Genomic DNA, 24,948 nt, shown 5'->3' with positions numbered 1-24,948 from the left:
CCCAATTCATCCTTCAGGAGCGGACAGACGACCGATGTATCTCTGGGAAATAATACGATGAGGGCGCAGGGGTTCCGGGACCAAAGAACCTGGAAAAGTCACAAAAAATTTTTATAACATAAAATTATAATCACATATCATGCTACCGTGGAAGATGCTTGTTCCTGTCCTTCTCTCGCTTTTGCTCTCAGGCGGGCTGGCCGAGGAGTGGATCGAAGGGCAGATTGATGGAGAGATACCGATTTCAGGGGAGGTATCGTATGCGCAGGGCGTAAGCGGGGGGCAGCCTGCCAGCGACTCTGCCCCAGAGGCGCTCATGAGCTTTGATCTGGAGCAGAATCAGCCTCAGGCCGTCTACTTTGGAAGCACGGCGGTGAGCTTCTCCTCGTACAGGCCGATGATATCAGGCGCGAACACGCTCTGGATCGCAGATGGTCGCTTCTGGAGGCAGTACACGACCTGCCCTCTGGGCGGCACGGTCTCACTGGTTGCGACAACGCCTTATGCAGGACCAGGAGACCTCATCGAGATATACCCGAGCGGAAGCACGAACACCAGGAGGTACTGGTTCAGCACATACAGCTATCTGAGATTCTACGGTGATACACCGGGACGGCACATACTGCTCTTTGTGAAGGACAACCTCCCGAGCAGCGCTGTTATCATTGACGTCACCGGCGGCAGATACATTCCTCCGGCTTACGCCGGTCTTGCCCTGATCACAGTCACCTCAGGTGCGCTCAGGGGGTTTGATGTCGTTGTCGATGATACGTATAGATACAGAGATGTCGATGATGGCGCGATCGATGGCACCATCAGCTTCACGGTTCTGGGCAACATGAACCACAAGATCGCGGTCTACAGGGGCGGCTACCGCTACGTCCAGACGAGATACTTCGCCGCAGGGAGGTCGTACACGCTTAGAATCTGATCTGAGCAAATCCAGCTGACTCCGGGGGAAGCATGACGAAAGCAGTCCCGCAACCGGAAGTCTGCCCGGGTTCAACCTGACATGCCACGACACCGGTGCGCATATCATAGCGCGCCGGGATGAACCTTTATATCGTCGGTGATAGTTGGAGATCGATATGCCAACGTGTGGAGACTGCAGGTTCTACCAGCCCATGGATAAAATCAAGGGGATGTGCACAACTCTGGGAAGCGAGACCCAGGCGGGCAGGGACTCTGACCGGTGCCCGATGAGGATGTTCCAGCCGAAGCTCCAGTCGAAGCGCTGAGCTCGGTGAGCTGTTTCGTTTAAACCTACGGTCAGAGAGATAGCGCTGCTGGTCTCTCTGAGTCAGGCCTCCCTGCGCCTGCGTGGCATCTCGATGCGCTTGAGCTCCAGAGTCGCCTTCACTATCTCATCTATCATCGCATCCAGCCCCTCCAGGAACGGACCGGTCGCTGAGGTGGTGATCGCCCCCGGAGCAGAGGCTGCTATGAGCCCCTCCTGCTCGAGAACCCTGAGAGAGTAGCGCACCTTGTGGCTCGGTATCTTCGTCTCCTCTGCCAGCTTGAGTATGCCTATGGGCTCGTTCTCCACCACGCACTTCAGGATCGTCAGATGCCTCTTGAGCATTTCAAGCTCGCTGGTCACCCTCTCGGACAACATCGATCTTCACGCCCTCTGGCTCAGTACCGCGCGCGCCTGCTCAGGAAGTCGATCCCGTGCTTCGATACCACGCGCCTTCCCTCGTCCCTGCCGAGTATCTGCGGGGATGAGACACCTGTCACCACAAGCATTGTTCTTATCGTGCCCTTGAGCTCAGGATCGATCTGAGCGCCCCATATGATCCTCGCATCGGGGTTGATCCTGCTGTAGACCTCTTCAACGACCATCTCTGCATCGGCTATGGTCATGTCCGGCCCGCCAACGACATTGACAAGCGCAGACGTGGCGCCGGATACATCCACATCCAGCAGCGGGCTGCGCAGGGCCCTCATCACCGAGTCCCGGGCCCTCTCCTCCCCATCTGCCTCTCCGAGGCCTATCATCGCCACGCCGCCGTGAGACATGACGGTCTTGACATCTGCGAAGTCAAGGTTTATCAGCCCTGGCCTGGTGATTAGCTCCGTTATCCCCTTCACGGATCTCATCAGGACCTCGTCAGCGACCTTGAACGCTGCCTGCAGGGGGAGATTTGGCGCGACCTCGAGGAGCTTGTCATTCGGAACGACTATGACCGTGTCCGCCGACTCCCTCAACCTCTTCAGCCCCGCCTCTGCGTTCGCCATCCTTATCGAGCCCTCCGCGCTGAACGGAAGAGTCACTATCGCTATGGTGAGTGCGCCGGCCTCCCTGGCGGCCTCAGCAACCACCGGCGACGCACCTGTTCCCGTTCCTCCACCAAGGCCGCATGTGATGAACACCATGTCAGCGCCCTGTACAGCAGCCTTTATCTGCTCGATATCCTCCTGAGCGGCCTCCTCCCCGATGGCAGGCAGGCTTCCAGCTCCCAGACCTCTGGTCGTCCTCCTGCCGATCAGGAACCTGCGGTCGGCGTTGATGTGGAGAAGGTGCTGGGCATCTGTGTTTATCGCATAAAGCTCAGCTCCCTGGATGCCCGCCTCAGATAACCTGTCTATGGTGTTGGATCCCCCTCCACCGCAGCCTATCACCCTTATGACTGTGGTGAGCCCCTCGAGGATCGAGACCAGATCCTCGTCTGTGGCGCTTGTGGGCTCAGCCCTTCCCTCCCGCTCGGCCCTGCTCAGGGCCTCGTCGATTATGGACTTCATGCCATCCCCTCTACGTGCTTGTCTACTTTTACTGTGCAATTAGTATATAGATTTTTTGATAGTGAGGCTGTGATTACACGGATAATATATCCACGTGGCATTTAACAGCGTCTTGCTGATGTGTGGTAAAACTATTATGCGTTAGGTTATAATTTTTATATGTAATCGAAATGCATGCCATGCAAGTGCCTGTCACGATCGCAATCGATCTTTATGATATTTTATCTGCATGCGATCCGTCCTCGCTGCATGGAGCTAAGCCCCGCGAGCCCCCGCACTCCTGAGCTCCTTCAGGCGCTCTATCTGGCGCATGGTCCTCTCAATGTCCTGCAGCTTCTGATCCTCCAGGTATTTTATGATCTCGTCGACGCTCTTCTCGAGCCTGTAGATCCTGTAGGGCCTGCCCTTCCCCGGGTTCTTCTCGTCCCTCTCGGAGATCCACCCCAGCTCCCGGAGCTCTCGCATGGCTATGCTAACCTCAGGCTGCCTCAGATCGGAGTTCGTTTCTATATCCCTCGATGTCGCCTCGACCACCCCTGCGAGATACGTGAGAACCTTGGCGACGTTTCTCCTGAGGCCGATCTCCATCAGTATGGAAGAAAACTCCTCCTGCTCATCGCTGGGATCGGGCAGTGGTACCTTTTTCAACCCCATCACCACAGGAGATACAAGATTGTTCAATATATATATGTTTCGTGGAAATTAATTGTAACGCGCGCTGCGGGGGATTGTCATTCACCCACTGCTGAAGGAAAACCTATATCTCCCTTAGCCCAATACTGGAGCCAGGTGTTCATAGTTGCCCACAGATAACGATCCCATTCTGGTTACATGTGGTCTGCCCTATGCGAACGGTCCGGCCCACATAGGCCATCTGAGAACATATGTGCCTGCGGACATATTCGTGAGAGCTCTCAGGAGGATGGGCCGCGATGTCCTCTTCATCTGCGGATCAGACGCCCATGGCACTCCCATAGTGGTCAATGCCGAGTCGAAGGGCATGAGCCCCAGGGAGCTTGTGGAATTCTACCACAAACACTTCGAGGATGTTTTCAGGAGCATCAACGTCAGGTTCGACTACTTCGGATGCACGGATGATCCATCGAACCATCACAGAACTCAGGAGATTGTGAGGGCCCTGATGGAGCGGGGGCATGTTTATCCCAGAGAGATCGAGCTGGCCTACTGTCCTAGATGCGAGCGGTTTCTCCCTGATAGATATGTGGAGGGAATATGCCCTTACTGCGGTGTGCCAGCGCGAGGGGACGAGTGCGATCAGGGCTGCGGGAGACACCTGGAGCCCGGGGAGATCAAGGACGCGGTATGCAAGATCTGCGGCTCCAGGGCGGAGTACAGAAAGCAGACGCACTACTTCTTCAGGCTCTCCGCATTCAGGGACTTCCTTCTCGATTACCTCCAGAGGCTAGGCGGCACTGTCAGCGCGAGAAATTATGCTCTTGAGTGGGTCCGGCAGGAGCTCAAGGACTGGTGCATAACTAGAAACATGAGCTGGGGCGTCAAATTTCCGGGGAGCGAGGATCTCGTCGTTTACGTCTGGGTCGATGCGCCCATCGGCTACATCTCATTCACAGAGGAGTGGTGCAGATCGCATGGCGTGCCCTGGGAGAGATACTGGCGCGGGAAGAGCCGGATAATCCACTTCATAGGCGGCGACATAATTTACCATCACTGCATCTTCTGGCCCGCCATGCTCGAGGGCGCTGGCTACACGCTCCCAAGCGATGTCGTCGCGAGCGGCATGCTCAAGATCGATGACAAGAAGTTCTCGAAGAGCCGCGGATATGTTGTCTGGGTGAAGGACGACTACCTCGATCAGGGTCTTGAGCCCGATTATCTGAGATACTACCTGGCAAGCTACACCTCCCACACCAAGGAGGTGAACTTCTCCTGGAAGATCCTGCAGGAGAAGGTCAACACAGAGCTCGTGGGCGCCTTCGGCAACTTCCTGAACAGGGCCGTGACATTCGCGGTGAAGAACTTCGACGGGCGGGTTCCGGATGGGGACCTGGATCCAGAGGTCATGAAGAGGATAGAGGCGAGCGTCGAGGATGTGTCCACATCGCTTATGGAGTACGAGTTCAAGAGGGCCTCGGATGCCGTGCTCTCGCTCGCGGATTATGCGAACACGTACTTCCAGTCGCACGAGCCCTGGAAGCTGATACGCTCTGATCGAAGGGCAGCCGGCTCTGTCCTCAGGAACTGTCTCCAGATGGCGAAGGCGATGATCATACTCATGGAGCCGTTCATGCCGTCGAAGATGGCAGTTGCATGGAGCCAGCTCGGTATGGATTCTCTTGATGACATACAGTTCAGAGATGCGGTCAAGCCCATACCTGAGGGTCAGGCTCTGGGCACCCCGAAGATACTCTTCAGCAGGATCGAGGACTCGACTGTGAAGAGGCTGGAGGAGATCTTCAGGGAGCGCATCCGCAGGGCAGAGGGTGCTGAGGAGAGGAAGGAGGAGAAGCCACTGATACCGTTCGACCATTTCAAGGCGCTCGACCTCAGGGCTGGCACGGTTCTCGAGGCGGAGCGGATAAAGGGATCTGATAAGCTCCTCAGGCTCATCGTCGATATAGGCGAGAGGCGCCAGATTGTGGCTGGGATCGCGAAGATGTACAGTCCAGAGGAGCTCGTGGGCAGGCAGGTCGTGGTTGTCGCAAACCTTGAGCCTGTGAAGATATTCGGCGTGGAGTCAAGGGGGATGCTGCTTGCGGCAGACATAAATGGAAATGCTGTGCTTCTCAAGCCTGATAGAGAGGTTCCAGCTGGATCCGGGATCAGGTAATTCGCTGAGGTGTTGAAGGATGCTTGAGGTCGAGGGAGTCTGCAAGACATACGATGTGAAGGGGCGGAAGGTTCTCGCTCTGAAGGATGTCAGCTTCAGCGCAGATGAGGGTGAGATCCTGGGTATCGTCGGGAAGAGCGGCGGTGGCAAGAGCACCCTCATGAGGATTCTCAGAGGCATAGAGGATTTCGATGCTGGCAGGATCGTCATAGACGGCCTCGAGATCACCCCTGAGTCCAGCGAGGACGTCAGGATGCAGCAGCGAAGGATAACAGCGATACACCTCCAGCGTGAGTTCGGTCTCTGGACAGAGTCCGCGATAAAGAACGTCGTGAGGCGTGTGTACTCCAGAGAGACAGGCTACGAGGCTCTTCCCATACCCGAGGATGCGAAATACGAGGAGTACTACGAGGAGGCGAGGGGTTTCCTGGAGCTCGTCGGCCTGGGGCACAAGGCGAACCATCTCGCAACGATCCTGAGCGGCGGGGAGAAGCAGAGACTGCTGATAGCGAGACAGCTCGCCAAAAAGCCGAGGCTTCTCCTGCTCGACGAGCCTGCCACAATGGCCTGCCCGAAAACGAAGCAGGAGGTCCTGGACACAATAAAGAAGGTCAACGAGGAGCTCGGACTGACAACGCTTGTTGTATCGCATCTGCCAGAGATACACAGGTACCTCGCAGATCGCCTGATCTGGCTCGATGGAGGTTCCATCAGGACCATCGGCGAGCCGTCTGAGGTCCTCAGGATGTTTCTCTCCAAGATCGGTCCGGCAGTGCCGCTTCCGCAGAGGCCGGAGCGGCCGGAGGCGGAAATACTGGTGAGACGTCTGTTCAAGAGGAACTATCTCGTTGGAACTGGCGAGGTTCTCAGGATCTCGAACCTGAGGCTGAACATAAACCGCGGGGAGACGACTGCCATAATAGGATCGAGCGGCGCGGGCAAGACCACGCTGCTCACGATGATCGAGGGCCTCCGGATGCCGGATGATGGCCATATCTACTACAGACACGAGGATGGCTGGGTCGACATAACCACATACTCGCCAACGAGGATGGAGATCAGGAGAAAGCTCGGCATAATGTACCAGGAGTTCGCCCTGATGCCCCACGAGACCATACTGGAGCAGATAGCGTACAAGCTCGGAGTCAAGGGGCAGCATGTGATCGAGTACGCGAGGGAGGTCGCCGCAGAGATAGGGATAAGCGATCGCGTCCTGGACATGCTATACACGCTCACAGATATGCGTGAGGACGAGGCGAAGGCAGTTCTTGAGAGGCTGGGTGTGGAGAGGGATGTTCTATCAGAGCTCTTCCCGAAGTTCCCTGATACAGAGGCGAGGAGGTTTGCGGAGCCGGTGTTCAGGATCATGGACCTGGACACCTCTGTCCTGGACAAGTACCCGGAGCAGCTCAGCGGCGGGGAGAGCGTCAGGGCATCGCTCGCGATACTGCTCGCTGCGAATCCGAGCATACTGATACTGGATGAGCCCTTCGGGGATATAGATCCGATAACTTTGAGAGATGTGGCGAATGCCATGAAGAGGATCCAGGCGAGGTACGGCACAACGATAATCATCGTAAGCCACCACGTGGACCTTGTGAAGGAGGTTGCACATCGTGCGATCCTCTTCGAGAACGGAGAGATAGTTGCGGATGGGGATCCTGCAGAGGTGTGCGATATCTTCGTCGAGAGATGCGGCGCGGAGTACCTGAAGGAGCATTGATAATCATCAGAGGGTGTCGGATGGACGAACAGCTCGAGGAGATCTTCAGGCAGGTATCAGATAGGATAAGCATCGAGGAATTCGAGGCCAGGGTGAACGAGAAGGTCTCCCTCATGGGCGGACTATGCGATCCCATCACAGCAGCCATGCTCGTCGCACATGAGCTCGGCGCTGGCGAGATACTGACGAAGATAAAGGATATCAGGCCTGAGTCAGGGGCTGTCACATTCATCGGCAGGGTTGTTCAGATCTCAGAGGTGAGGGAGTTCAGCCGGTCGGATGGCTCCACTGGCCGGGTTGCATCTCTCACCATGGGCGACGAGACCGGGATGATAAAGGTGACACTCTGGGATGATGCGACAGATCTGATAAGCTCTGGGGATATCAGGGTCGACCAGTGTCTCAAGATAAGAGGCTTTCCCAGGCTCGGAAGATCTGGAGTGGAGATAAGCATCGGGAGAGGATGCAGCATACAGGAGGCTGACAGGGACATAAAGGTCAGGGTCGAGCCTCTGAAGATCGCGGAGATAAAGCCTGATATGGGTGAGATCAGCATAATCGCGAAGGTCATCGATCCAGGAGAGGCGAGGGAGTTCGCAAGAAAGGATGGCTCGAGGGGGTTCGTCAGGAGCATGCTCCTCGGAGATGATACAGGGAGCATCAGCATCACGCTCTGGAACGATCATGCTCTCATCGACGTTTCAGAGGGTGATGTTCTCGAGTTCATAAACTGCAGCTCACGGGAGAGATACGGATTCGTAGAGCTCCAGACCAGCAGGTACACTGTGATAAGAAAGAGTTCCACTGAGATCAAGTACTACGAGCGATTCACGCCAATCGCAGATCTCAGAGCTGGAGAGGTGTGCAACATAGCCGGTTACCTGACTGGGATCGGCGAGCTCAGGGAGTTTCAGAGGGATGATGGCACAAAGGGATACGTCACAAGCATAAATGTCACAGATGAGACGGGACGTGTGAGGGTCTCCCTCTGGGGGGATCTTCACCGGCTGCTGGAGAACGCGGATCTCGGCTACAGAGTCGAGATAACGGGCGGCCAGGTTAAGAACGGCTGGAACGGCGAGCTGGAGATCAGCTGCGGCCGGAGGAGCAGGATCACTTTCGCTCCGCCTGGATAAACGTGTTATATTCGTAAGGAGTATGGGGATCGGATGAAGCTGTTGGAAGATCTGCCCGGTGTTGGGCCTGCCACCGCGGAGAAGCTCAGGGAGGCGGGATTTACAACAATAGAGGCTGTAGCAGTCGCCTCCCCCGGGGAGCTTGTGGCAGTGGCTGAGATCGGCGAGGCCACCGCTGCGAAGATAATCGCTGCAGCGAGGGAGGCCGCAGATATCGGAGGGTTCGAGACAGGAGATCAGGTTCTTGAGCGCAGGAAGCTCGTCGGCAAGATAACCACCGGCAGCAAAAACTTCGATGAGCTGCTCGGCGGCGGCATGGAGACCCAGGCGATAGTGGAGCTGTATGGCGAGTTCGGCTCGGGCAAGACACAGGTGGCCCACCAGCTCGCTGTAAACGTCCAGCTCCCGCCAGAGCTCGGCGGCCTGAATGGATCGGCGATCATCATCGACACGGAGAACACATTCAGGCCTGAGAGGATATCGCAGATGGTGATGGGGCTGAGAGCGATAGATGACCGGGACTGGCGGCCCGAGGATTTCCTGAAGAACATACATGTCGCGAGGGCCTACAACTCGAACCATCAGATACTGCTGGCTGAGAGCGCCATGGAGCTTGCAGAGAGCCTCAGGGAGACCGACCACCCTGTGAGGCTTCTGATAGTCGACTCTGTGACCGCACATTTCAGGGCTGAGTATGTGGGGCGGGGAACGCTGGCCGACAGGCAGCAGAAGCTCAACAAGCACCTCCACGATCTCATGAGGTTCGCGGATCTGAACAACGCGCTGATACTCGTAACAAACCAGGTGATGGCGAAGCCTGACACGTTCTTCGGCGATCCCACGAAGCCTGTCGGCGGCCACGTCCTCGGCCACACAGCGACCTTCAGGGTTTACCTCAGAAAGTCGAAGGGCGACAAGCGCATAGCCAGGCTCGTCGACTCCCCCAACCTGCCGGACGGCGAGGCTGTCTTCTCCGTGACGATGGAGGGTCTCAGGGATTGATTGAGGCTGTGGCCGTCGACATCGACGGCACGCTCACGGATGAGAGAAGGGTTCTGAGCCCGGTATCTGTCAGCGTTATCAGGGAGCTCGATGTGCCTGTGATACTCGTGACAGGCAACACCCACTGCTTCACCAGAGCCGCAGCTGTGCTTTTAGGCGTGAGACACTTCGTCGCAGAGAATGGCGGGGTCATCTCCTCGGACGACAGAATAGAGGTCGTTGGCGACAGAAAGATGTGCGACGAGGCGTATGAGCATCTCAAAGAGAGGTTCGGCATTAAGAAATTCGATTCCAGGTACCGTCTCACAGATCTCGTGCTCATCCGCGGTTTTGATGTGGATGCAGCCTCCAGGTACCTGGAGTCCCTGAACATACCTGTGGAGCTTGTGGATACCGGTTTTGCCATTCACATAAAGAACAGGGGAGTAACAAAGGGCACTGGTCTCAGGAGGATATCTGAGCGTCTGGGGATTCCAACCAAACGCATCGCGGCCATCGGCGACAGCCCCAGCGACATACCTATGATGGAGATCTCGGGATTTCCGGCTGCTGTCGGTAATGCGCATCCTGCTGTCAAATCCGCGGCCAGGTACGTCGCAGACCGCCCGTTCGGAGATGGGTTCGCTGAGATAATCGATCACATGCGCTCTTCAGGCATGATCTGATGCAGTTCTGGTGTTTTTATACCACAGCGGGCGCAGCAGAGCGCGGCGGGCTCCAGCGCGGAAGAGTTTCAATCTCAGGAGACCACTGGATATCACTTCTGATATGCTTTTACTATCTCGGCCCAGTGCTTCTCGCAGATCGCCCACCAGCCCAGTGTCTTCTTCGCCACCTCCCTTGCAGCAGGGCAGAAGGAATCGACTGCGAGGTTGAACGGCATATCCCTGAGGGGTGGATGCAGCGGATAGAGCCTGCAGGTCAGCGGCCTGACCTCGTAGATCCTGCATCCCTCACTGCTGTCGTAGAAGGGGCAGGGCTGCTTCAGTATCCAGGTCCCCCCTTCACCCTTCCTGCACATCGATCTGAGGCGCTTCTTCGAGCCCAGAAACTCAGAGATCCTCTGTATGTCACCCTCCTCCAGCACCAGGCCAGCGCCCGGGGTGTAGCAGCACCGCCCGCATCTCCTGCACTCGAAGATCTCCCAGAAGAGATCCACGCCCTCGCACGTCTCAGCGAAACCCCTGTCCCGGGCGGGTATGGGCAGGGCTATATCGAATGAAGCCCTCTCCCCGAGATCGATCTTCCTCTGCTCCTCCTCCCTGACTGACCAGTGATCCCTGAGGAAAGAGAGATGCTCGCCGCGCCTCTTCTCTTCGAGGCAGATGTGAGAGAAAAACTTGTGGCAGAGCCACCTGACATCAAATGCGCTGCGCACCTTCACTGGAGGGAGCTTCATCGCCGCCTGTGTATTCCCACGGCACTATGTATACCTTGTCTCCCTCGCGCCTGCCCTTCACGAGCTGGCAGTGCCGCAGGATCGCGATCTCGTTCTCAAGCTGCTGGGGAGAGAGCCCCAGCTCCGCCTGCAGATCCTCGCGCGTGACCTTTCTCGAGCACACCAGATTGTACAGCCTCTTCTGGATCTCTGTGAGGCCCTCATCGCCCTTGAGTCCATGCATCTTCCTGAATGTCCTCGCTGAGTACTCGCCCCATGGATCGCACACGCGTATCCTGTGGCTCGCCTCGATATAGCAGTCCTCGCAGAGCGTCTCCCCATTATGGATGTAAACATCGTCCTCCCCAAGATCCCGACCGCACATCTGGCATCTCATGCGTCTCGAATCTTATTTTGGTATTTAAAAATATTACTGCATGGTTTTAGAAACCGATGTGTCAACGGAGCGGGCTGCAGGTCCCATCCATCCGATCTGAGGCTGGAGGCAGCCTATGGTTCTGCTGCACAGATGTCCAGCGCCAGTCTCTGCCATATCATTAAGACCGAAAACATATGGTATCTCAGGATTCAGGAGGCTTTACGGCAATGATTGCTGATCCCAATCAGGCTTTCAGCGACTCGGGCCACGAACCGGTCAGGATCATCCCGATCTTCTCGCATGATTCAGAACCAGAAAGATCCTCTGGATCACGGTCAGGTTCGCGAGCAGCGCTGTTATCGTCAATATCACCAGCAGAATATCCGTGCTGTACAGCCCTGCGATTATGCATGTGTATAGGAGCATGAGACGCTCCGCCCTCTCAAGGAGCCCCCCCATCCTCCTGAGCGCCTCCTGGTCTCTGACAAGTCCTCTGTGATCTGCATAGGCCCTGACGAAGCTCGTCATCAGAGAACCAAAGATGAGCAGCGAGAAGATCAGGGAGAGTCTCAGGTCGATGCGATCGCCGAGGTGGAGCATCAGCCCCAGGATGAGCAGCAGCTCCACGTACCTGTCGAGGACTCCATCTATGTATGCGCCGAGAAGGGTGACCGTGCTGGTCGCCCTCGCAACAGCTCCATCGATGACATCCATCGCTCCAGCTGCGAGAAACATCAGCAGTCCTGGGACGAGATCACCCCTTCCCAGGAGCAGCATGCCCGCAAATGCGAACGGCAGTGACAGCAGAGACCACGTTATGGGATGTAGACCCAGCCTAGCGAAGGGCTTGAGAATCCCATCTGTTCTCTCCCTCCGGAGAAGCCGGGATCTGAGCATCCTCCCTCCTGCTACAGCTTATCCAGGAACGTCTCGATCCTGTCCAGAGCCTCTATGAGCTCCTCCCTGGATGTGGCGTAGGAGCACCTCAGGAATCCCTCGCCGCTCTGTCCGAAGACGTTCCCCGGGACGACCGCGACCTTCTGCTCCCTGAGCAGGCGCTCTGCAAAGGCTTCTGATGACAGACCTGTATCGATGATCGATGGGAACGCGTAGAAGGCGCCCTGCGGCTCTATGCACGGCAGGCCGATTCTGTTGAGACCGGAGACGAAGAGCCTCCTTCTCAGGTTGTACTCGTGCTTCATCTTGAGCATCTCCTCCTCTCCATGGAGGAGTGCCTCGATGGCAGCCATCTGCGACATTATCGGGGCACAGAGCATGGTGTACTGATGGATCTTCGTCATGGCGCCTATGACCATCGGATCTCCGAGCGCGTAGCCGATCCGCCAGCCGGTCATGGCGTGTGATTTTGACAGGCCGTTGAGTATGATCGTCCTCTCGCTCATCCCATCGAGCTGTGCGAAGCTCGCATGCATCCCAGAGTACGTTAGCATGCCGTAGACCTCATCGGATATGACGAGAAGATCGTGCTCAACAACCAGGTCTGCGATGCTCTCGAGATCGCTGCGCGTCATTATCGCGCCCGTCGGGTTGTTCGGGTAGCTCAGCACCAGCGCTTTGGTTTTCTCCGTGATCGCTGGCATTATCGATTCTGGAGTGACCCTGAACCCATCGTCTATTCTTGTTGAGATCTGACGGGGCACGCCGCCTGCAAGTATTATGTCCGGAACGTATGCGACGTAGCACGGCTCGGGAACTATCACCTCGTCCCCCGGGTTGAGCGTCGCCCTGAACGCAAGATCCACAGCCTCGCTCACGCCCGTGGTCACGAGTATCTGCTCGGCGGGATCGTAATCGAGGCCCAGCTGCTCCTTTGTGAAATCTGCGATGGCCTCACGCAGCTCAGGCATCCCCTTGTTTGATGTGTATGAGGTGTAGCCTGACTCGAGAGAGTATATGCAGGCCTCCCTGACATGCCATGGTGTGACGAAGTCCGGCTCGCCGACCCCCAGGCTGATCGCCTCATCCATCTCGTTCACCAGGTCGAAGAATCTCCTGATCCCGGATGGTGGCAGATCCCTCACCGTCCGGGAGATGTGGGCCTCGGCATTCCATGCTGGAACCTCTCTGAGGATAGTCATGCTGTTATCACCAGTCTCCTGGGCTTGGTTCTATCTGTCAGAATGACCCCGTGCTCCTTGTAGCTCTTCAGTATGAAGTGAGTGCATGTCGACTGGACGCCCTCCAGGGGCGCGATCTTCTCCGCCACAAAGAATGCCACATCCCTCATGGATTTTCCGCGGACCGTGACCGAGAGGTCATGATCACCTGATATGAGCCGCACAGACTGAACCTCGGAGAATCTTGCAATCCTCTCTGCCACGGAATCGTAGCCTGTCGACCTCTGGAGTGCAACCTTCAGCTCTATGACCGCGTAAACGTAGCCCTCAGATGCCTTCTCCCAGTCTATGATCGTGATGTACTTTCTTATGACCCCTGAGTCCTCCAGCTCCTTTATCTCGCGGGCCACATCCTCCTCAGTTCTGCCGAGAAGAGCCGCGATCTCCGCTGGTGTCGCCCTCGCGTTCTCAGAGAGTATCTGCAAAATCTCGTTCATAAAATCCTGTATAACGATGCACGATCTGATTATAGCCTTTACGCTTGTGGAGGTCCGGTCCCATTTTATGCAGATGCTCCGATGAACACATCACATCTCATGGGCTTGGACCGGATGGACAGATCTAAGGCGATACGAATCAGCAACAATCTGTGAGATGCATATTTGCAGATGTCGTGCCGCGTGCTCACATGCTTCCTCCTGGGCGTGTGATGAAGAGATCCCCGAAGAGCTGCTCCTGCTCGAGCCATATCTGCTTCCGCTGGGCCATGAAGAGGAGAGCGAGATAGTTCATTACCCTGTCGCCCTCGATATCCCTGAGCTCAACCCTCTCCTTCACGCTCAGCATATCCTCTATCAGAGGGGAGAGCATCTTTATCCTGTCCTCGACGCCCTCCTCGTGGGAGAGGTCGAGTATCTCCTCCTCAGGCTCCTCCAGTCGCTGACGTATCGCTCTCTTTCTCCCTATCATCTCGGCCTTTTTGAGCTCCGCTATCAGCTCGTCAAGTGTGACCGGGCGCCTGGTGCGGCGGCGGACCGGTGGCTGCGGCAGGGTGTACGCCACCTCCTCCGGGGTCTCCACAGGAGCCTCAACGATCTCCTCTTCCTCCTCCTGCTCCTCCATCGCATCTGATTTCATTCTAAGAAGAATCGCGGCGTAGAGAAGAGTCCTGGCAGGTATCCGGAGATCCCTCTGAGCAAGCGACTCGACATACTCCAGGAACCTCTCGGTGGTCCTGACTATATCCACGTCCCAGGGGTCGAGCTCTCCCCGCCTGGCAAGCTCGACCAGCACCTCAGCCGGGTCGCTCATCTCCAGACCTGCATAAGGATCGGGGTTCAGCTCAGACATATGCCGGTCACGCTGCTGATGTTCTTATCCTGCATCGAGACTCCGATTGTGTAGCTGGCCTGCTGTATCATGGGGCGCCTCAGCGAGACCACTATGAACTGCGCATCCCTGGAGATTCTGCGAATCATCTTGGCCACGCGCTCCACATTCGCCCCGTCAAGGAACATGTCGATCTCGTCCATGGCATAGAACGGGGCAGGCCTGAACCGCTGGATCGCAAAAATCAGAGAGAGCGCGGTAAGGCTCTTCTCCCCGCCCGACATCGCCTCAAGCCTGTGGAACGCCTTGCCAGCTGGTCTCGCTCTTATGGTCATACCTCCGCTAAGCGGATCGTCAGGACATTCGAGCACGAGCTCTCCATCTCCGCCTGAGAGCTCGTGAAAGATCTCCCTGAAGTTCTGGTTCACGGCCGCAAAGCAGCTCATGAAGGCATCTTTCTTCATGCGGTCGTACTGCTCAAGCTTCTCCATGATCCCCTCCCTCTCCCTGTGGAGGACCTCCCTGCGATCGCTCAGATTGCGGAATCTCTTATCAACGCGATCGTACTCATCGATGGCGAGCATGTTGACTGGCTCGAGAGCTGCCATCTCCTCCTCCAGCGCTCTGATCTTCGCAGCGATCGTCTCGCTTTTCGGAGGAGCCTCTGAGAGATCGATGCCTGCACCCTCTATCTCGGATCTGAGCGCCTCCATGCTCCTGGAGATCTCATCCCTGGCTCCCGATACTGCAAGTAGCCTCGCATCGAGACGCTCAATGTTTCTCTCCATACCGCCTATCTCGCGCTCCTTGCCGATTATGCTCTCCAGGAGAGACCCTCTCTCCCCCTTCAGGCCGCTGAGCTCCAGGTCGAGGTTCATCTCTCTCCTGAGCAGCTCATCCAGTGCACCTTTGAGCTCCTCTATGCTCGAGAGCGCTGTGCTGCGTCTTGTAACTGCATCGTTTTTCTTGAGCTCCATGAGCTCCCTCGTCCGCGCGAGCTCATCCAGCCTGCTCCTCAGGCTCTCCTCCCTCAGCCTGGAGCGCATGATCTCGGAGTCCAGATCCATGATCCTCGACTCGAGCCTTCTGATCTCTCCCTCTATCTGCTCCGCACGCTCCATCATCTCAGGTATCCTGGAGCCCTGCATCTCCCGCTCCAGTTTCTCCCTGGCCTCATCCTTCTCCGAGAGGAGGGACTCCAGCTCCTGCACCTCCCGCTCCAGCGCTGTGAGCCTGCTCCTGTGCTCCTCGCCGCCTTTCTCGATCTCCGAGAGCCTGGACTTGCGTTCCTCGATGTACCGCTCCATTCTGCCTCTAAGCGATCGCCTCTCCTCAAGCAGGAATGTCCTCCTGGAGATCTCCTTGTCCAGGGTCTCGAGCTTTTTGCTGATTGATGCTATCTCCTCCTCGGTGGAATCGAGCTTCTCGAGCAGCTCGCTCCTGCTTGTCTCTGTGGCTGATATGCGCTCTGATATCCCCACAAGCCTCCTGCTCTCCTCTGCCGCGAACTTTAGGCGTGATGTGTAGTGGCCGCCCGTCATCGCGCCGCTCCGCTCTATAAGATCCCCATCGAGGGTCACCATTCTGTATCTACCGATCATCCTCCTGGCGGTATCGAGATCCTCAACGACAAGCGTATCCCGGAAGACGTACCAGAAGGCAGGGTAGAAGCGATCATCGAACCTTATCAGGTTCAGGGCGAAGTCTATGACGCCTGGAGCTCTTGGAACCTCAGGCAGGGAGCCGAACTCCATTTTGTTGAGCGGCAGAAATGTCGCCCTGCCTATCTGGGATCTCTTCAGGTAATCTATCGCGGCTGCTGCATCATCATCGCTCTCCGCGACCACGCTCTGGAGCCTTGAACCGGCTGCGACCTCAAGCGCTGCGGCATACCGCCTGTCCACCTCCCCGAGATCCGCGATCGTCCCGCAGAGGCCCTGGAGTATGCCCCGCTTCATCGCAGATCTCACCGCCTCCACCGCTCTGCTGTAGCCGGACCTCTCCTCGGCTGCCCTGACCTGGGCTTCGACCCTGGCGTACTCGCTCTGCAGCCTCTGAAGGCTCCTGTCGAGCTCTGCCAGCTCCCTGCGGAGGCTTAGCCTCCTCGCCTCCAGCTCGTCTTTCCTCTTATCGAGAGCCATCGCCTCTGAGGCGAGAGACTCGACCTCGGCCTCGAGCCTCTCAGACTCTGTGGATGCCGCGGAGATGCTGCTCAGCGCCTCGGTGATCTCTGTGGCTATCTCCTCCTTCTCCATCGATGCCCTTCTGATAGCATCGAGAAGCCGATCCCTCTCTCTGACCCTCTCCCCGATCTGTGAGCGTATCTCCTCGATCTCCTTTAGCACCCGGGCCAGCTCTTCCCTGTATCTTGCGAACCTGCTATCAGCATCGGAGATGGTTGATCGGAGCGATGAAAGCCGTGATCTCTGCTCCTCCAGCTCCCCCTGGAGGCCGGCTCTTCTCACAGCCTTATCGCTGAGCTGCTCTGAGATCGCAGCGATCTCCGTTCGCACTTTGTCCATCTCTATGAAGCACTGGCTCAGGGATCTCTCAGCCTCCTTTATATCAGCATCCGCGGCCTCGATCCTGGTCTCCTTCCTCGCGATCTCCCCTCTGATCTCCTCGATCTCGCGCCTCAAACTGAGCTGCTCATCCTCTCCCTTGTGGCTGATCTCGCCCTCAACAGCCTTCAGCCGCTCCTCCAGCGCCCTCAGCTCCTCTCTTCTATCTTCAAGAATCTCTAGAAGCCGGGACTTCTCTGATGTGATGGATGCGATCTCGCCATCCAGCCCGCTGAGCTCGGCCTCAGACTCTTTTAATCTTGCAAGCAGAAGGTAGGCCTCCTGCCTCTTCCTCTCTTCCCGACATGCCCTGTACCTCAGAGCCCTGTCGCGCTCTGCCTGGAGCCGCCTGAGCTGCTGGCCGACCTCCTCCAGGATGACATCCACCCGGGCGATCCTCTCCCTGACAACATCGAGCTCTTCCATGGCCCGCTGCTTCTTCTCCTCGAACTCGGCGACTCCGGCTATCTCATCGATGATCCTTCTCCTCTCCGTGGGGCCCATCTCGATTATCCTTGTGACGTCCCCCTGCATCACAACGTTGTATCCCTCCGGCGTTATCCCAGCTCTCGCCAGGTATTCCTGAAGCTCGGCCTGGGTGCAGGGTTTGCCGTTCAGGTAGTGCTGCGCGTGGTACCTGTCGCCGTTGACCTTTATGCGTCTCGTTATAACAACCTCATCGCTGTCCACAGGCATGGCCCTGGTGCTGTTGTCGAGCCTCACGGTCACCTCTGCGAAGTCAGGGGCTTTGCCGTCATCGCCGCGGTATATGAGATCAGTCAGCCTCTCGGCGCGCATAGCCCTGGAGCTCGTGAGGCAGAGCGAGAAGAGAAGGGCATCTATGATGTTCGATTTTCCGCTCCCGTTGGGCCCCGTGATGACTATGAAGTCCTTTTTAAGCTGTACGAGAGCCCTTCTGCCGAACGATTTGAAGTTCCTGAGCTCGATCTCCTTGATATGCAATGCTGCCTCCAGATGAGATGGCGCATGCCCTCAAGAGCATGCCTGTGGTGACCTCGATGGTATCAGTGCCAGGCGTATCGATTCTGCTCGTGACCTTCTCTCCGGCCTGAAGGCCGGAGTTTGCGCCCTGATGCTCTCTATCACATGGGCTGGCAGGCATCAGATCAGCGGGTAGTAGTAATCGGTGGGCGTTCTCACTATCGTGCCGAGCTGCTGCGCCCTAACCCATGGGTCATCGGATAGGTACAGCGGCGAGAGCGGGAGACCTTCCTTCAGGGTGGCGTACCTGCTCCCGTTCAGGTTAACGATCGTCCCGAGCGGCATCTCGCCGAGCCAGTCTGAGGTTATGTTCGTGTAGTTCACGGTCATATCCGGAACGAGCTTGCCCCCGACGATCTTCTTCCCCTTGGGAGCTCCACCCCAGCTCCAGAGGTCGTTCACCTGATCCGCCTTCACGGGCGGCTCGTTGTACCTGAGGAAGTTCTGGAGCCAGGCCCGCCCAAATTCTCCGCCCACCTGCTGCCCGGACACCGGAACGAACGCCCCCTCGGACACAGTCTGCGCTGCAACAACCCCGGCAACCAGAGCAATCATGATTAAAGGAACGAGCATTCTGATGAACGCTACCATGCACAACCCCCATGAACTGATACCACAGACTCACCCGAATAAAGACATCCTCTGATCGAAAGTGGAGATGTGATTGATGACGTATAGATTTATCGGTTAGATGAACATAAAATATCAAAGCCCTCTCGGCTCCTCCTTGGATGCGATCTTGCGGATGAGTGCCATTATGCCAGGCTTGTTGCCCTGCAGTCCTAAGGAGCTGAGAAGCTCTCTGTTGAACCTATCGGAGATCTCGTCGAAGATCCTACGGTAGGCGACGCAGTATGGATCCACGCCTCTTATCTCTCCATCTGTGTGGGATATCGCATTGTAAGGGCATCCGCCCCTGCAGTACCTGAGATGCTTGCATTTCTTGCAGTGAACCTCCACGCACTCCCTGAAGCGGTTCATTCGCCTCCATGCGTCTGATTTTCTGATGTCGTCCATGGATGGGCGATCGTAGACGCTGCCCATGACGTAATCAGGCATCCCGACGAACCTGTAGCACGGATATATGCTTCCATCAGGGCCCACAGCAAATGTGTTATCAATGCAGTCCACAAACGTGCAAACAGTCCCGCGACCGCTGAAGACGCACCTGCAGAGATCGTTGATGTTCCTCACCTCAATCCTGTCCATGTTCTCCAGGTATCTATCGAGGAGATAAACGAGAAGCTCTCCGTACTCAGATGGATCGAGAGCCCAACTCTCCGGCTCGTCGCTGCGGAGCGATGGGAGCGCAGGGTGGAGCTTTAATGTCAGCCCGTTGCTCATGAAGAAATCGAAGATCTCCTCCCTGTACTTTATGGAGTGAGAGGTGAAGGTGCATATGAACTGCACGCTCAGGCCGTGAGCACGGGCGATGCTGTAGCCGCGCATGGTCCGATCGTAGTAGCCCTCGGATCTCTGAAAATCGTTTATCTCCTTCGGGCCGTCGAGGCTCGAGCCGATCGGCACATCATACCTCTTAAGCACCTCTGCCAGCTCAGGCGTGAGCCTCCAGAGGTTCGTCTGCAAAGCAAAAGATGGCTTGAGGTTTGAAAGACCATCTGCAAGCAGCGGCAGCGCCTCCCTGTAAAACTCAACGCCAGCAAGCAGCGGCTCCCCGCCGTGGAATGTGAATGTCACAGGATCATCACGAAAAACCTTCAGCCACTCGACGATCTCTCTGACGGTATCAATGCTCATCACAGGAGAGCCCTCCTCAGAGCTCCAGCAGTAGCTGCACTTGGAAGGACATCCCAGAGTGGGAATGATCATAACATGAAAAGGCCTTTTCCTCTGCATTCAGGAGCTTAGAGCATCTCAGGGTATTAATAGATTTCCAGGGAAAGCATCACAGTGTTAACATACTGAAATACAATGTTCAGAAATAAAAATTCAGACACAGAACAGCTCGCAATTAAGTAAAGAAAATAATAAAATATAAAATTATTTGATGCCCTTGAAGCATCTCTCAATATGCGAGCTGTCCGGCGGTCTCGTGAGCATGCTCACAACGATCGTGACGAGAAATGCCAGTGGGAGCGCGACGACTATGGGATCCACAACCGGCCAGGGCATCTGGGTTATCAGCACATCCCTGCCGAAGATGAATCTGGATATGCCCAGAGCTTCGGCCTCCTTCTTGTGCACGAAGACCATCCAGAGCACGCTTGAGAGGGTTCCGGTCACGAGCCCTGCGATCGCGCCCGCTCTTGTGGCACGCCTCCAGAAGAGGGCGCACGTGTACATCGGGAGAAACGCAGCCGCACAGAGTCCGAAGAATATGGCAGTTCCCCGGGCGATTATGTTCTCAGGAAGTATGTATCCGAGGACGACCGCGATAACCACTGCAGCTATGATACCTGCTCTGGTCACCAGTATTGACCCCGTCCCCTTTCTCCCTGTCAGCGTCTCATAGATATCCCTGCCGATCGCAGTGCCCTGGGCATGGAACTGGGAACTCGATGTGGACATCGCGGCTGCAAGGAGTGTCAGCATGAAGAGGTACACAAACCACTCCGGCATCGCCGCATTGATGTAAACGGGTATTATGCTGTCCGCGTTCCCCTTTGCGGCCTCTATCGCTATCTTGCCCTGTGTGGTGTAGAAGAAGACGTTTGAGAGTGCCCCGACATCAAATGCGACGCCGGTCATTGCAAGTATGAAAACGCCCCCGATCAGGACTCCACGGTTCAGCTCCCTGCTCGATCTCACCGTCATGAAGCGCACCGCGAGCTGCGGCATCGCCAGAACCCCAATACCCACACCGAGAACCACGGTCGAGACCAGGGTCCACCACCATGCGCTTCCGAGCGCTGGCATGCTCGTCCATCCCCTGTGACCCTGAGCCGCAAGGTTCTGTGGGACCAGGCCTGCCATGTCTGTTAGCGCCTGGTGTGCAGCTGTCACACCTCCAAGATGGAGATAGGTCATGATGAGAAGGAATATCATCCCCAGGAACATTATTGTGCCCTGCATCGCGTCTGTGTACATGACCCCCTTCAGGCCACCCCATACCACATAGGCGGCGATTATGATGGAGTAGAGAAGCAGCGCGAGGTTGAAGTCTATGGAGAGCGTCGTCTCCATGAACCTGGCAGCTCCGATCAGGACAACCGATGAATAGAGAGGCATCCCGAGAAAGATCACAAGCCCGCTGAACCACTGGATGAAGTGGCTGTCAAACCTCCTGCCCATGAGCTCTGGAAGAGTCATTGCCCCCAGGTTATATCCCATCCGCCTGGTGCGCTTTCCGTAAATTATGAACGCTATGAATATTCCCACAAAGATGTTGAGAAATGTCAGCCAGAGGAGACCCATGCCGAAGAGCCCTGCCATCCCACCGAATCCCACGATCGCAGAGGTGCTGATGAAGGTTGCCCCGTAGCTCATCGCCATTATGTATGGATGGATCTTTCTGCCCGCCACCATGTACCCTTCAGTGTCCCTGGTCGTCGCCCAGCCCCTGTAGCCCAGGTAGAGTGTGACAAGCAGATAGACCAGAACTATCACGTTGAGAAGTAACAGATTCATGGTTATCACATGCCCAGCTCTTTCTCCTGCATCTCCAGCTCCTGGGCCTCCCAGGAAGCCTCCTCCATGATCTCCTGCTTCTCAAGCTCCTCGCCTTTGTTCCAGTTGGCGATGCCGTATGAGACACACAGAACTGTGCTCAAAATGCATAAAATATAAACTCCCCATATCCAAGGATCATCTATTCCAAGCACATCGGCACCCTCTTTGCAGATCTCCCAAAGAATGTACAGTGACAGCATGTTACACAGTATCATGATATAAGGGTGACGGTCAGGATTATATGTTAAAGATTTGTGATGCAGAGTCCGGTGTGGTGTCAGGGGAAAAAGCGGCTCGGCGCTCTGAGAATGGCGACCAACATTTCATCAGAAGGGGTCGAGCGGATCAGCGGCTCTGCCGCTCGATCTCCTCCTTCACAAGCCTGTGTGCAACCGATGGATCTGCTCTGCCCTTTGTTCTCTTCATGACCTGCCCTACGATGTAGTTTATCGCTCTCGCGTTTCCGCTCAGGTAGTCCCTGACCGCCTCATGTGAATCAGCAACCGCCTCCCTGACCGCCTGGACGACATAATCATCATCCACCCTCTTCAGGCCCATGCTCTCCACGATCTCCCTGGGCGATCCGCCCCTGTCGAGTATGGTTCTTATCAGGCTGACTGCGATCTCGTCTGTGATCTCCTTCTCGGAGAGCATCCTGACTATCTCGAGCATGCTCTCTCTCCTGAAGCTATCAATTGTCAGATCCCTGTAGTTCAGCTCCCCTTTAAGAACATCTGCGATCCAAACAGCAGCAAGCCTCGGGTCGGCTCGAGCCGCAACCCACTCGTAGAAGTCAGCGACCTTTATCTCAGAGGTGAGGGACTTCGCGTGATCATCGCTGATGCCGTACTGCTCCCTGAAGCGCTCCCTCTTCGCATCCGGAAGCTCTGGAAGCTCGGCCCTTATCCTGGGAACCCAGTCAGCGATCCTGAGAGGAACGAGGTCCATCTCTGGGAAGTACCTGTAGTCGTGGGCCTCCTCCTTTGTTCTTATCGATACCGTCACTCCGCGGAGCTCGTCGTAGTGCCTGGTCTCCTGGACGACCTCAATCCCCCTCCGCTTCAGGTTCCTCTGTCTCGTTATCTCGTACGATAACGCCTTCTCCACGCCCTTGTGGCTCGAGATGTTCTTGACCTCCACCCTGTCCCCGCCTGCTAGCGATATGTTCGAGTCCACTCTTAAAGCACCTTCGAGGTTGCCATCGAACACATCCAGGTACTCCAGGATCGTCCTGAGCTTGTCCAGAAAGAGCCTCGCCTCTCTGGGGGACCGGAGATCTGGCTCTGTGACGACCTCGAGAAGCGGCATGCCGCATCGATTGTAATCGACCAGGGTGTACCTTGCTCGGTCTATTGTGCCCGCGTGCACCAGCCTTCCCGGATCCTCCTCCATGTGGACCCTGGTTATCCTTATTCTCCGCTCCTGCCCATCATCACCCTTGATCAGGACATACCCGCCGGTGGCCAGCGGATAATCGTACTGGCTTATCTGGAATCCCTTTGGCAGATCCGGGTAGTAGTAGTTCTTCCTGTAGAACATCGTCTCCTCTGCTATGCTGCAGTTCAGCGCGAGTGCGACCTTTATCCCGAACTCGACCGCCCTCCTGTTGATGACAGGAAGCGAGCCTGGAAGGCCCAGACAGACAGGACATGTGTGAGTGTTCGGAGGTGCATCGTGATAATCCGTAGAGCAGCCGCAGAACATCTTCGACCTGAGCTTGTTCAGCTGGACGTGTATCTCCAGGCCTATTATCACATCGTCCATCAGACCACCTCCGGGGCTCTCAGATGATGCGGAGTGGATTGCTCATAGGCATTGGCGACCCTGAGAAGCAGAGCCTCGTCGAAAGGCCTTGCCATGAGCTGCAGCCCTACAGGAAGTCCATCCGAGAAGCCGCATGGCACTGATATCGCGGGAATTCCTGCCAGATTTATGGGAACGGTGAACACATCTGACATGTAAAGCGATAGTGGATCCGTTATCCTCTCACCGATCCTGAAGGCGGGGAAGGGCATCGTGGGGGATGCTATGATATCGACCTCCTTAAGCGCATGCTCGAAATCTCTTCTTATGAGAGTCCTCACCTTCAGAGCCTTCAGGTAGTACCGCCCGTAGTAGCCGGCGGAGAGGGCATACGTGCCGAGCAGTATCCTGCGCTTCGTCTCCTTCCCGAATCCCTCAGCCCTGATCTCAGAGAATGTCGTGTGCCAGTCCCTGTCCTCGCCGACCCTCAAGCCGTATCTCAACCCATCAAACCTGGCAAGGTTCGATGATGCTTCAGACATCGCTATTATGTAATACGCCGGCAGCGCGTACCTCGTGTGCGGCAGGCTTATCTTCATCCAGCTCGCGCCCAGGTCCTCCAGAACTGAGACAGCGTCCCGCACAGCCCGCTCCACCCCCGGATCGACACCCTCGCCGAAGTATTCCTCCGGAACACCGATGCGTATGCCTCTGATATCCCCATTCATGCCATCGAGATAGTTCTTTTCAGAGGCGACAGACGTGGAATCCCTTGGATCGTGGCCTGCTATGACCTCCAGGAGAAGGGCTGCATCCTCAACGGTCTTTGTGATCGGCCCGATCTGCTCGAGCGAGTTCGCATAGGCGATCAGACCGTAGCGCGAGACCAGTCCGTAGGTGGGCTTCAGCCCGACCGTGCCGCAGAAGGATGCAGGGCATCTGACAGATCCGCCCGTGTCAGAACCAAGGGCGCATGGCGCCTCGCCCGCTGCAACAGCTGCTGCAGATCCGCCGCTCGATCCCCCCGGCACCCTCTCCAGATCCCAGGGGTTTCTTGTCGGCCCAAAACAACTCGTCTCTGTCGATGTCCCCATGGCGAACTCATCCATGTTCGTCTTCCCGATGATTATGGCGCCCTCCGCCCTGAGCCTTTCTATCACATGGGCATCATACGGTGGTACGAATCCTCTGAGTATTCTGGAGCTGCATGTCGTCTCTATGCCCTTTGTGCAGATGTTGTCCTTTATCGCGATCGGAATCCCGGCGAGCGCACCACTCCACGGCCTGGCATCGAACTCTCTTGCCGCTTCGAGGGCGCTCTCCCTCGCAAGCGTGGTGAATGCGTTCAGCCTGCTGCGCTCTATCCTCTCGAAGAGTTTATGGAGATACTCCTCAGCAGAGCCTGACCTGATCTCATCCTTAAGCTGCAATAGCAT

Annotated in this window: 23 protein-coding genes; 7 read left to right on the top strand and 16 right to left on the bottom strand. The window is 56.4% G+C overall.

From position 1 onward, the window contains the following. Nucleotides 1-139: 139 nt before the first annotated feature. Together QFX31_RS06485 and QFX31_RS06480 are read left to right on the top strand one after the other, a co-directional pair. Nucleotides 140-931, top strand: coding sequence for a hypothetical protein (locus QFX31_RS06485; protein WP_348531300.1), 792 nt, complete (start codon nucleotides 140-142; stop codon nucleotides 929-931). 157 nt (nucleotides 932-1,088) lie between these two features. Continuing rightward, complete coding sequence (locus QFX31_RS06480; protein ID WP_348531299.1) at nucleotides 1,089-1,238, top strand: hypothetical protein; 150 nt, start codon at nucleotides 1,089-1,091, stop codon at nucleotides 1,236-1,238. Between the two features lie 62 nt (nucleotides 1,239-1,300). On the opposite strand, the gene QFX31_RS06475 is transcribed toward QFX31_RS06480, so the two are convergent. The 3 genes from QFX31_RS06475 to QFX31_RS06465 form a co-directional block, all read right to left on the bottom strand. Further along, nucleotides 1,301-1,612 carry a winged helix-turn-helix transcriptional regulator gene (locus QFX31_RS06475; protein WP_348531332.1) on the bottom strand — a complete coding sequence of 104 codons (312 nt, stop codon included), beginning with the start codon at nucleotides 1,610-1,612 and terminating at the stop codon, nucleotides 1,301-1,303. Nucleotides 1,613-1,635: 23 nt separating this feature from the next. Next, entirely contained in the window at nucleotides 1,636-2,742 is a 1,107-nt protein-coding gene (gene ftsZ / locus QFX31_RS06470; RefSeq protein ID WP_296609969.1) for a cell division protein FtsZ, read from the bottom strand. A gap of 255 nt (nucleotides 2,743-2,997) precedes the next feature. Further along, a complete protein-coding gene (locus QFX31_RS06465) occupies nucleotides 2,998-3,390 on the bottom strand; it encodes an ArsR family transcriptional regulator (protein ID WP_348531331.1) in 393 nt (130 codons plus the stop codon). A gap of 151 nt (nucleotides 3,391-3,541) precedes the next feature. Between QFX31_RS06465 and metG the strand changes: the two genes are divergently transcribed. From metG to QFX31_RS06440, 5 genes are read left to right on the top strand one after another with little or no spacing between them, the layout of a single operon-like run. Then, nucleotides 3,542-5,551: a methionine--tRNA ligase gene (metG, locus tag QFX31_RS06460; protein WP_348531298.1), complete on the top strand. Its 2,010-nt coding sequence runs from the start codon at nucleotides 3,542-3,544 to the stop codon at nucleotides 5,549-5,551. Nucleotides 5,552-5,570: 19 nt separating this feature from the next. Next, nucleotides 5,571-7,274: an ATP-binding cassette domain-containing protein gene (locus QFX31_RS06455; protein ID WP_348531297.1), complete on the top strand. Its 1,704-nt coding sequence runs from the start codon at nucleotides 5,571-5,573 to the stop codon at nucleotides 7,272-7,274. A 20-nt stretch (nucleotides 7,275-7,294) separates the two neighbouring features. Beyond that, nucleotides 7,295-8,410: an OB-fold nucleic acid binding domain-containing protein gene (locus tag QFX31_RS06450; RefSeq protein ID WP_348531296.1), complete on the top strand. Its 1,116-nt coding sequence runs from the start codon at nucleotides 7,295-7,297 to the stop codon at nucleotides 8,408-8,410. Nucleotides 8,411-8,443: 33 nt separating this feature from the next. Next, nucleotides 8,444-9,412, top strand: a complete 969-nt coding sequence (radA, locus tag QFX31_RS06445) for a DNA repair and recombination protein RadA (RefSeq protein ID WP_348531295.1) — start codon at nucleotides 8,444-8,446, stop codon at nucleotides 9,410-9,412. After that, nucleotides 9,409-10,077, top strand: a complete 669-nt coding sequence (locus QFX31_RS06440) for a phosphoglycolate phosphatase (protein WP_348531294.1) — start codon at nucleotides 9,409-9,411, stop codon at nucleotides 10,075-10,077. The genes radA and QFX31_RS06440 overlap by 4 nt, the downstream gene beginning before the upstream one ends. Before the next feature lie 92 nt (nucleotides 10,078-10,169). On the opposite strand, the gene QFX31_RS06435 is transcribed toward QFX31_RS06440, so the two are convergent. From QFX31_RS06435 to gatA, 13 genes are all read right to left on the bottom strand, one after another. After that, a complete protein-coding gene (locus QFX31_RS06435; protein WP_348531293.1) occupies nucleotides 10,170-10,811 on the bottom strand; it encodes a YkgJ family cysteine cluster protein in 642 nt (213 codons plus the stop codon). After that, a complete protein-coding gene (locus QFX31_RS06430; RefSeq protein WP_348531292.1) occupies nucleotides 10,774-11,187 on the bottom strand; it encodes an LIM domain-containing protein in 414 nt (137 codons plus the stop codon). The genes QFX31_RS06435 and QFX31_RS06430 overlap by 38 nt, the downstream gene beginning before the upstream one ends. A gap of 264 nt (nucleotides 11,188-11,451) precedes the next feature. Further along, nucleotides 11,452-12,066, bottom strand: a complete 615-nt coding sequence (locus QFX31_RS06425) for a CDP-alcohol phosphatidyltransferase family protein (RefSeq protein ID WP_348531291.1) — start codon at nucleotides 12,064-12,066, stop codon at nucleotides 11,452-11,454. 11 nt (nucleotides 12,067-12,077) lie between these two features. Beyond that, nucleotides 12,078-13,268, bottom strand: a complete 1,191-nt coding sequence (locus QFX31_RS06420) for an aminotransferase class I/II-fold pyridoxal phosphate-dependent enzyme (RefSeq protein WP_348531290.1) — start codon at nucleotides 13,266-13,268, stop codon at nucleotides 12,078-12,080. Then, nucleotides 13,265-13,744: an Lrp/AsnC family transcriptional regulator gene (locus QFX31_RS06415; protein WP_348531289.1), complete on the bottom strand. Its 480-nt coding sequence runs from the start codon at nucleotides 13,742-13,744 to the stop codon at nucleotides 13,265-13,267. The genes QFX31_RS06420 and QFX31_RS06415 overlap by 4 nt, the downstream gene beginning before the upstream one ends. 187 nt (nucleotides 13,745-13,931) lie before the next feature. Next, nucleotides 13,932-14,558, bottom strand: coding sequence for a segregation/condensation protein A (locus QFX31_RS06410; protein WP_348531288.1), 627 nt, complete (start codon nucleotides 14,556-14,558; stop codon nucleotides 13,932-13,934). Between the two features lie 26 nt (nucleotides 14,559-14,584). Further along, on the bottom strand, nucleotides 14,585-18,100 hold the full coding sequence (gene smc / locus QFX31_RS06405) for a chromosome segregation protein SMC (RefSeq protein ID WP_348531287.1): 3,516 nt from the start codon (nucleotides 18,098-18,100) through the stop codon (nucleotides 14,585-14,587). 159 nt (nucleotides 18,101-18,259) lie between these two features. Further along, on the bottom strand, nucleotides 18,260-18,730 hold the full coding sequence (locus tag QFX31_RS06400; RefSeq protein WP_348531286.1) for a hypothetical protein: 471 nt from the start codon (nucleotides 18,728-18,730) through the stop codon (nucleotides 18,260-18,262). Between the two features lie 114 nt (nucleotides 18,731-18,844). Continuing rightward, nucleotides 18,845-19,969 carry a TIGR04083 family peptide-modifying radical SAM enzyme gene (locus QFX31_RS06395; RefSeq protein ID WP_348531285.1) on the bottom strand — a complete coding sequence of 375 codons (1,125 nt, stop codon included), beginning with the start codon at nucleotides 19,967-19,969 and terminating at the stop codon, nucleotides 18,845-18,847. Nucleotides 19,970-20,140: 171 nt separating this feature from the next. Next, entirely contained in the window at nucleotides 20,141-21,727 is a 1,587-nt protein-coding gene (locus tag QFX31_RS06390) for a sodium:solute symporter family protein (RefSeq protein ID WP_348531284.1), read from the bottom strand. Between the two features lie 5 nt (nucleotides 21,728-21,732). Next, nucleotides 21,733-21,921 carry a symporter small accessory protein gene (locus QFX31_RS06385; protein WP_348531330.1) on the bottom strand — a complete coding sequence of 63 codons (189 nt, stop codon included), beginning with the start codon at nucleotides 21,919-21,921 and terminating at the stop codon, nucleotides 21,733-21,735. A gap of 193 nt (nucleotides 21,922-22,114) precedes the next feature. Beyond that, nucleotides 22,115-23,533: an Asp-tRNA(Asn)/Glu-tRNA(Gln) amidotransferase subunit GatB gene (gene gatB, locus QFX31_RS06380; RefSeq protein WP_348531283.1), complete on the bottom strand. Its 1,419-nt coding sequence runs from the start codon at nucleotides 23,531-23,533 to the stop codon at nucleotides 22,115-22,117. After that, nucleotides 23,533-24,948 (bottom strand): Asp-tRNA(Asn)/Glu-tRNA(Gln) amidotransferase subunit GatA, encoded by a 1,416-nt coding sequence (gene gatA / locus QFX31_RS06375; RefSeq protein WP_348531282.1) that lies wholly within the window; start codon nucleotides 24,946-24,948, stop codon nucleotides 23,533-23,535. The genes gatB and gatA overlap by 1 nt, the downstream gene beginning before the upstream one ends.

It is taken from the genome of Methanothrix sp., assembly GCF_030055635.1.
In the GTDB taxonomy this organism is placed as follows: Archaea; Halobacteriota; Methanosarcinia; order Methanotrichales; family Methanotrichaceae; genus Methanothrix_B.
This window is presented reverse-complemented; position numbering and strand designations above follow the sequence as displayed.

What these genes read in the sequence shown, in the direction of transcription:
- QFX31_RS06485 (WP_348531300.1), top strand. Translation starts at nt 140, where the DNA reads ATGCTACCGTGGAAGATGCTTGTTCCTGTCCTTCTCTCGCTTTTGCTC.
- QFX31_RS06480 (WP_348531299.1), top strand. Translation starts at nt 1,089, where the DNA reads ATGCCAACGTGTGGAGACTGCAGGTTCTACCAGCCCATGGATAAAATC.
- ftsZ (WP_296609969.1), bottom strand. Translation starts at nt 2,742, where the DNA reads ATGAAGTCCATAATCGACGAGGCCCTGAGCAGGGCCGAGCGGGAGGGA.
- QFX31_RS06455 (WP_348531297.1), top strand. Translation starts at nt 5,571, where the DNA reads ATGCTTGAGGTCGAGGGAGTCTGCAAGACATACGATGTGAAGGGGCGG.
- QFX31_RS06450 (WP_348531296.1), top strand. Translation starts at nt 7,295, where the DNA reads ATGGACGAACAGCTCGAGGAGATCTTCAGGCAGGTATCAGATAGGATA.
- radA (WP_348531295.1), top strand. Translation starts at nt 8,444, where the DNA reads ATGAAGCTGTTGGAAGATCTGCCCGGTGTTGGGCCTGCCACCGCGGAG.
- QFX31_RS06435 (WP_348531293.1), bottom strand. Translation starts at nt 10,811, where the DNA reads ATGAAGCTCCCTCCAGTGAAGGTGCGCAGCGCATTTGATGTCAGGTGG.
- QFX31_RS06430 (WP_348531292.1), bottom strand. Translation starts at nt 11,187, where the DNA reads ATGAGATGCCAGATGTGCGGTCGGGATCTTGGGGAGGACGATGTTTAC.
- QFX31_RS06425 (WP_348531291.1), bottom strand. Translation starts at nt 12,066, where the DNA reads ATGCTCAGATCCCGGCTTCTCCGGAGGGAGAGAACAGATGGGATTCTC.
- QFX31_RS06420 (WP_348531290.1), bottom strand. Translation starts at nt 13,268, where the DNA reads ATGACTATCCTCAGAGAGGTTCCAGCATGGAATGCCGAGGCCCACATC.
- QFX31_RS06415 (WP_348531289.1), bottom strand. Translation starts at nt 13,744, where the DNA reads ATGAACGAGATTTTGCAGATACTCTCTGAGAACGCGAGGGCGACACCA.
- QFX31_RS06410 (WP_348531288.1), bottom strand. Translation starts at nt 14,558, where the DNA reads ATGAGCGACCCGGCTGAGGTGCTGGTCGAGCTTGCCAGGCGGGGAGAG.
- QFX31_RS06400 (WP_348531286.1), bottom strand. Translation starts at nt 18,730, where the DNA reads ATGGTAGCGTTCATCAGAATGCTCGTTCCTTTAATCATGATTGCTCTG.
- QFX31_RS06395 (WP_348531285.1), bottom strand. Translation starts at nt 19,969, where the DNA reads ATGATCATTCCCACTCTGGGATGTCCTTCCAAGTGCAGCTACTGCTGG.
- QFX31_RS06390 (WP_348531284.1), bottom strand. Translation starts at nt 21,727, where the DNA reads ATGAATCTGTTACTTCTCAACGTGATAGTTCTGGTCTATCTGCTTGTC.
- gatB (WP_348531283.1), bottom strand. Translation starts at nt 23,533, where the DNA reads ATGGACGATGTGATAATAGGCCTGGAGATACACGTCCAGCTGAACAAG.
- gatA (WP_348531282.1), bottom strand. Translation starts at nt 24,948, where the DNA reads ATGCTATTGCAGCTTAAGGATGAGATCAGGTCAGGCTCTGCTGAGGAG.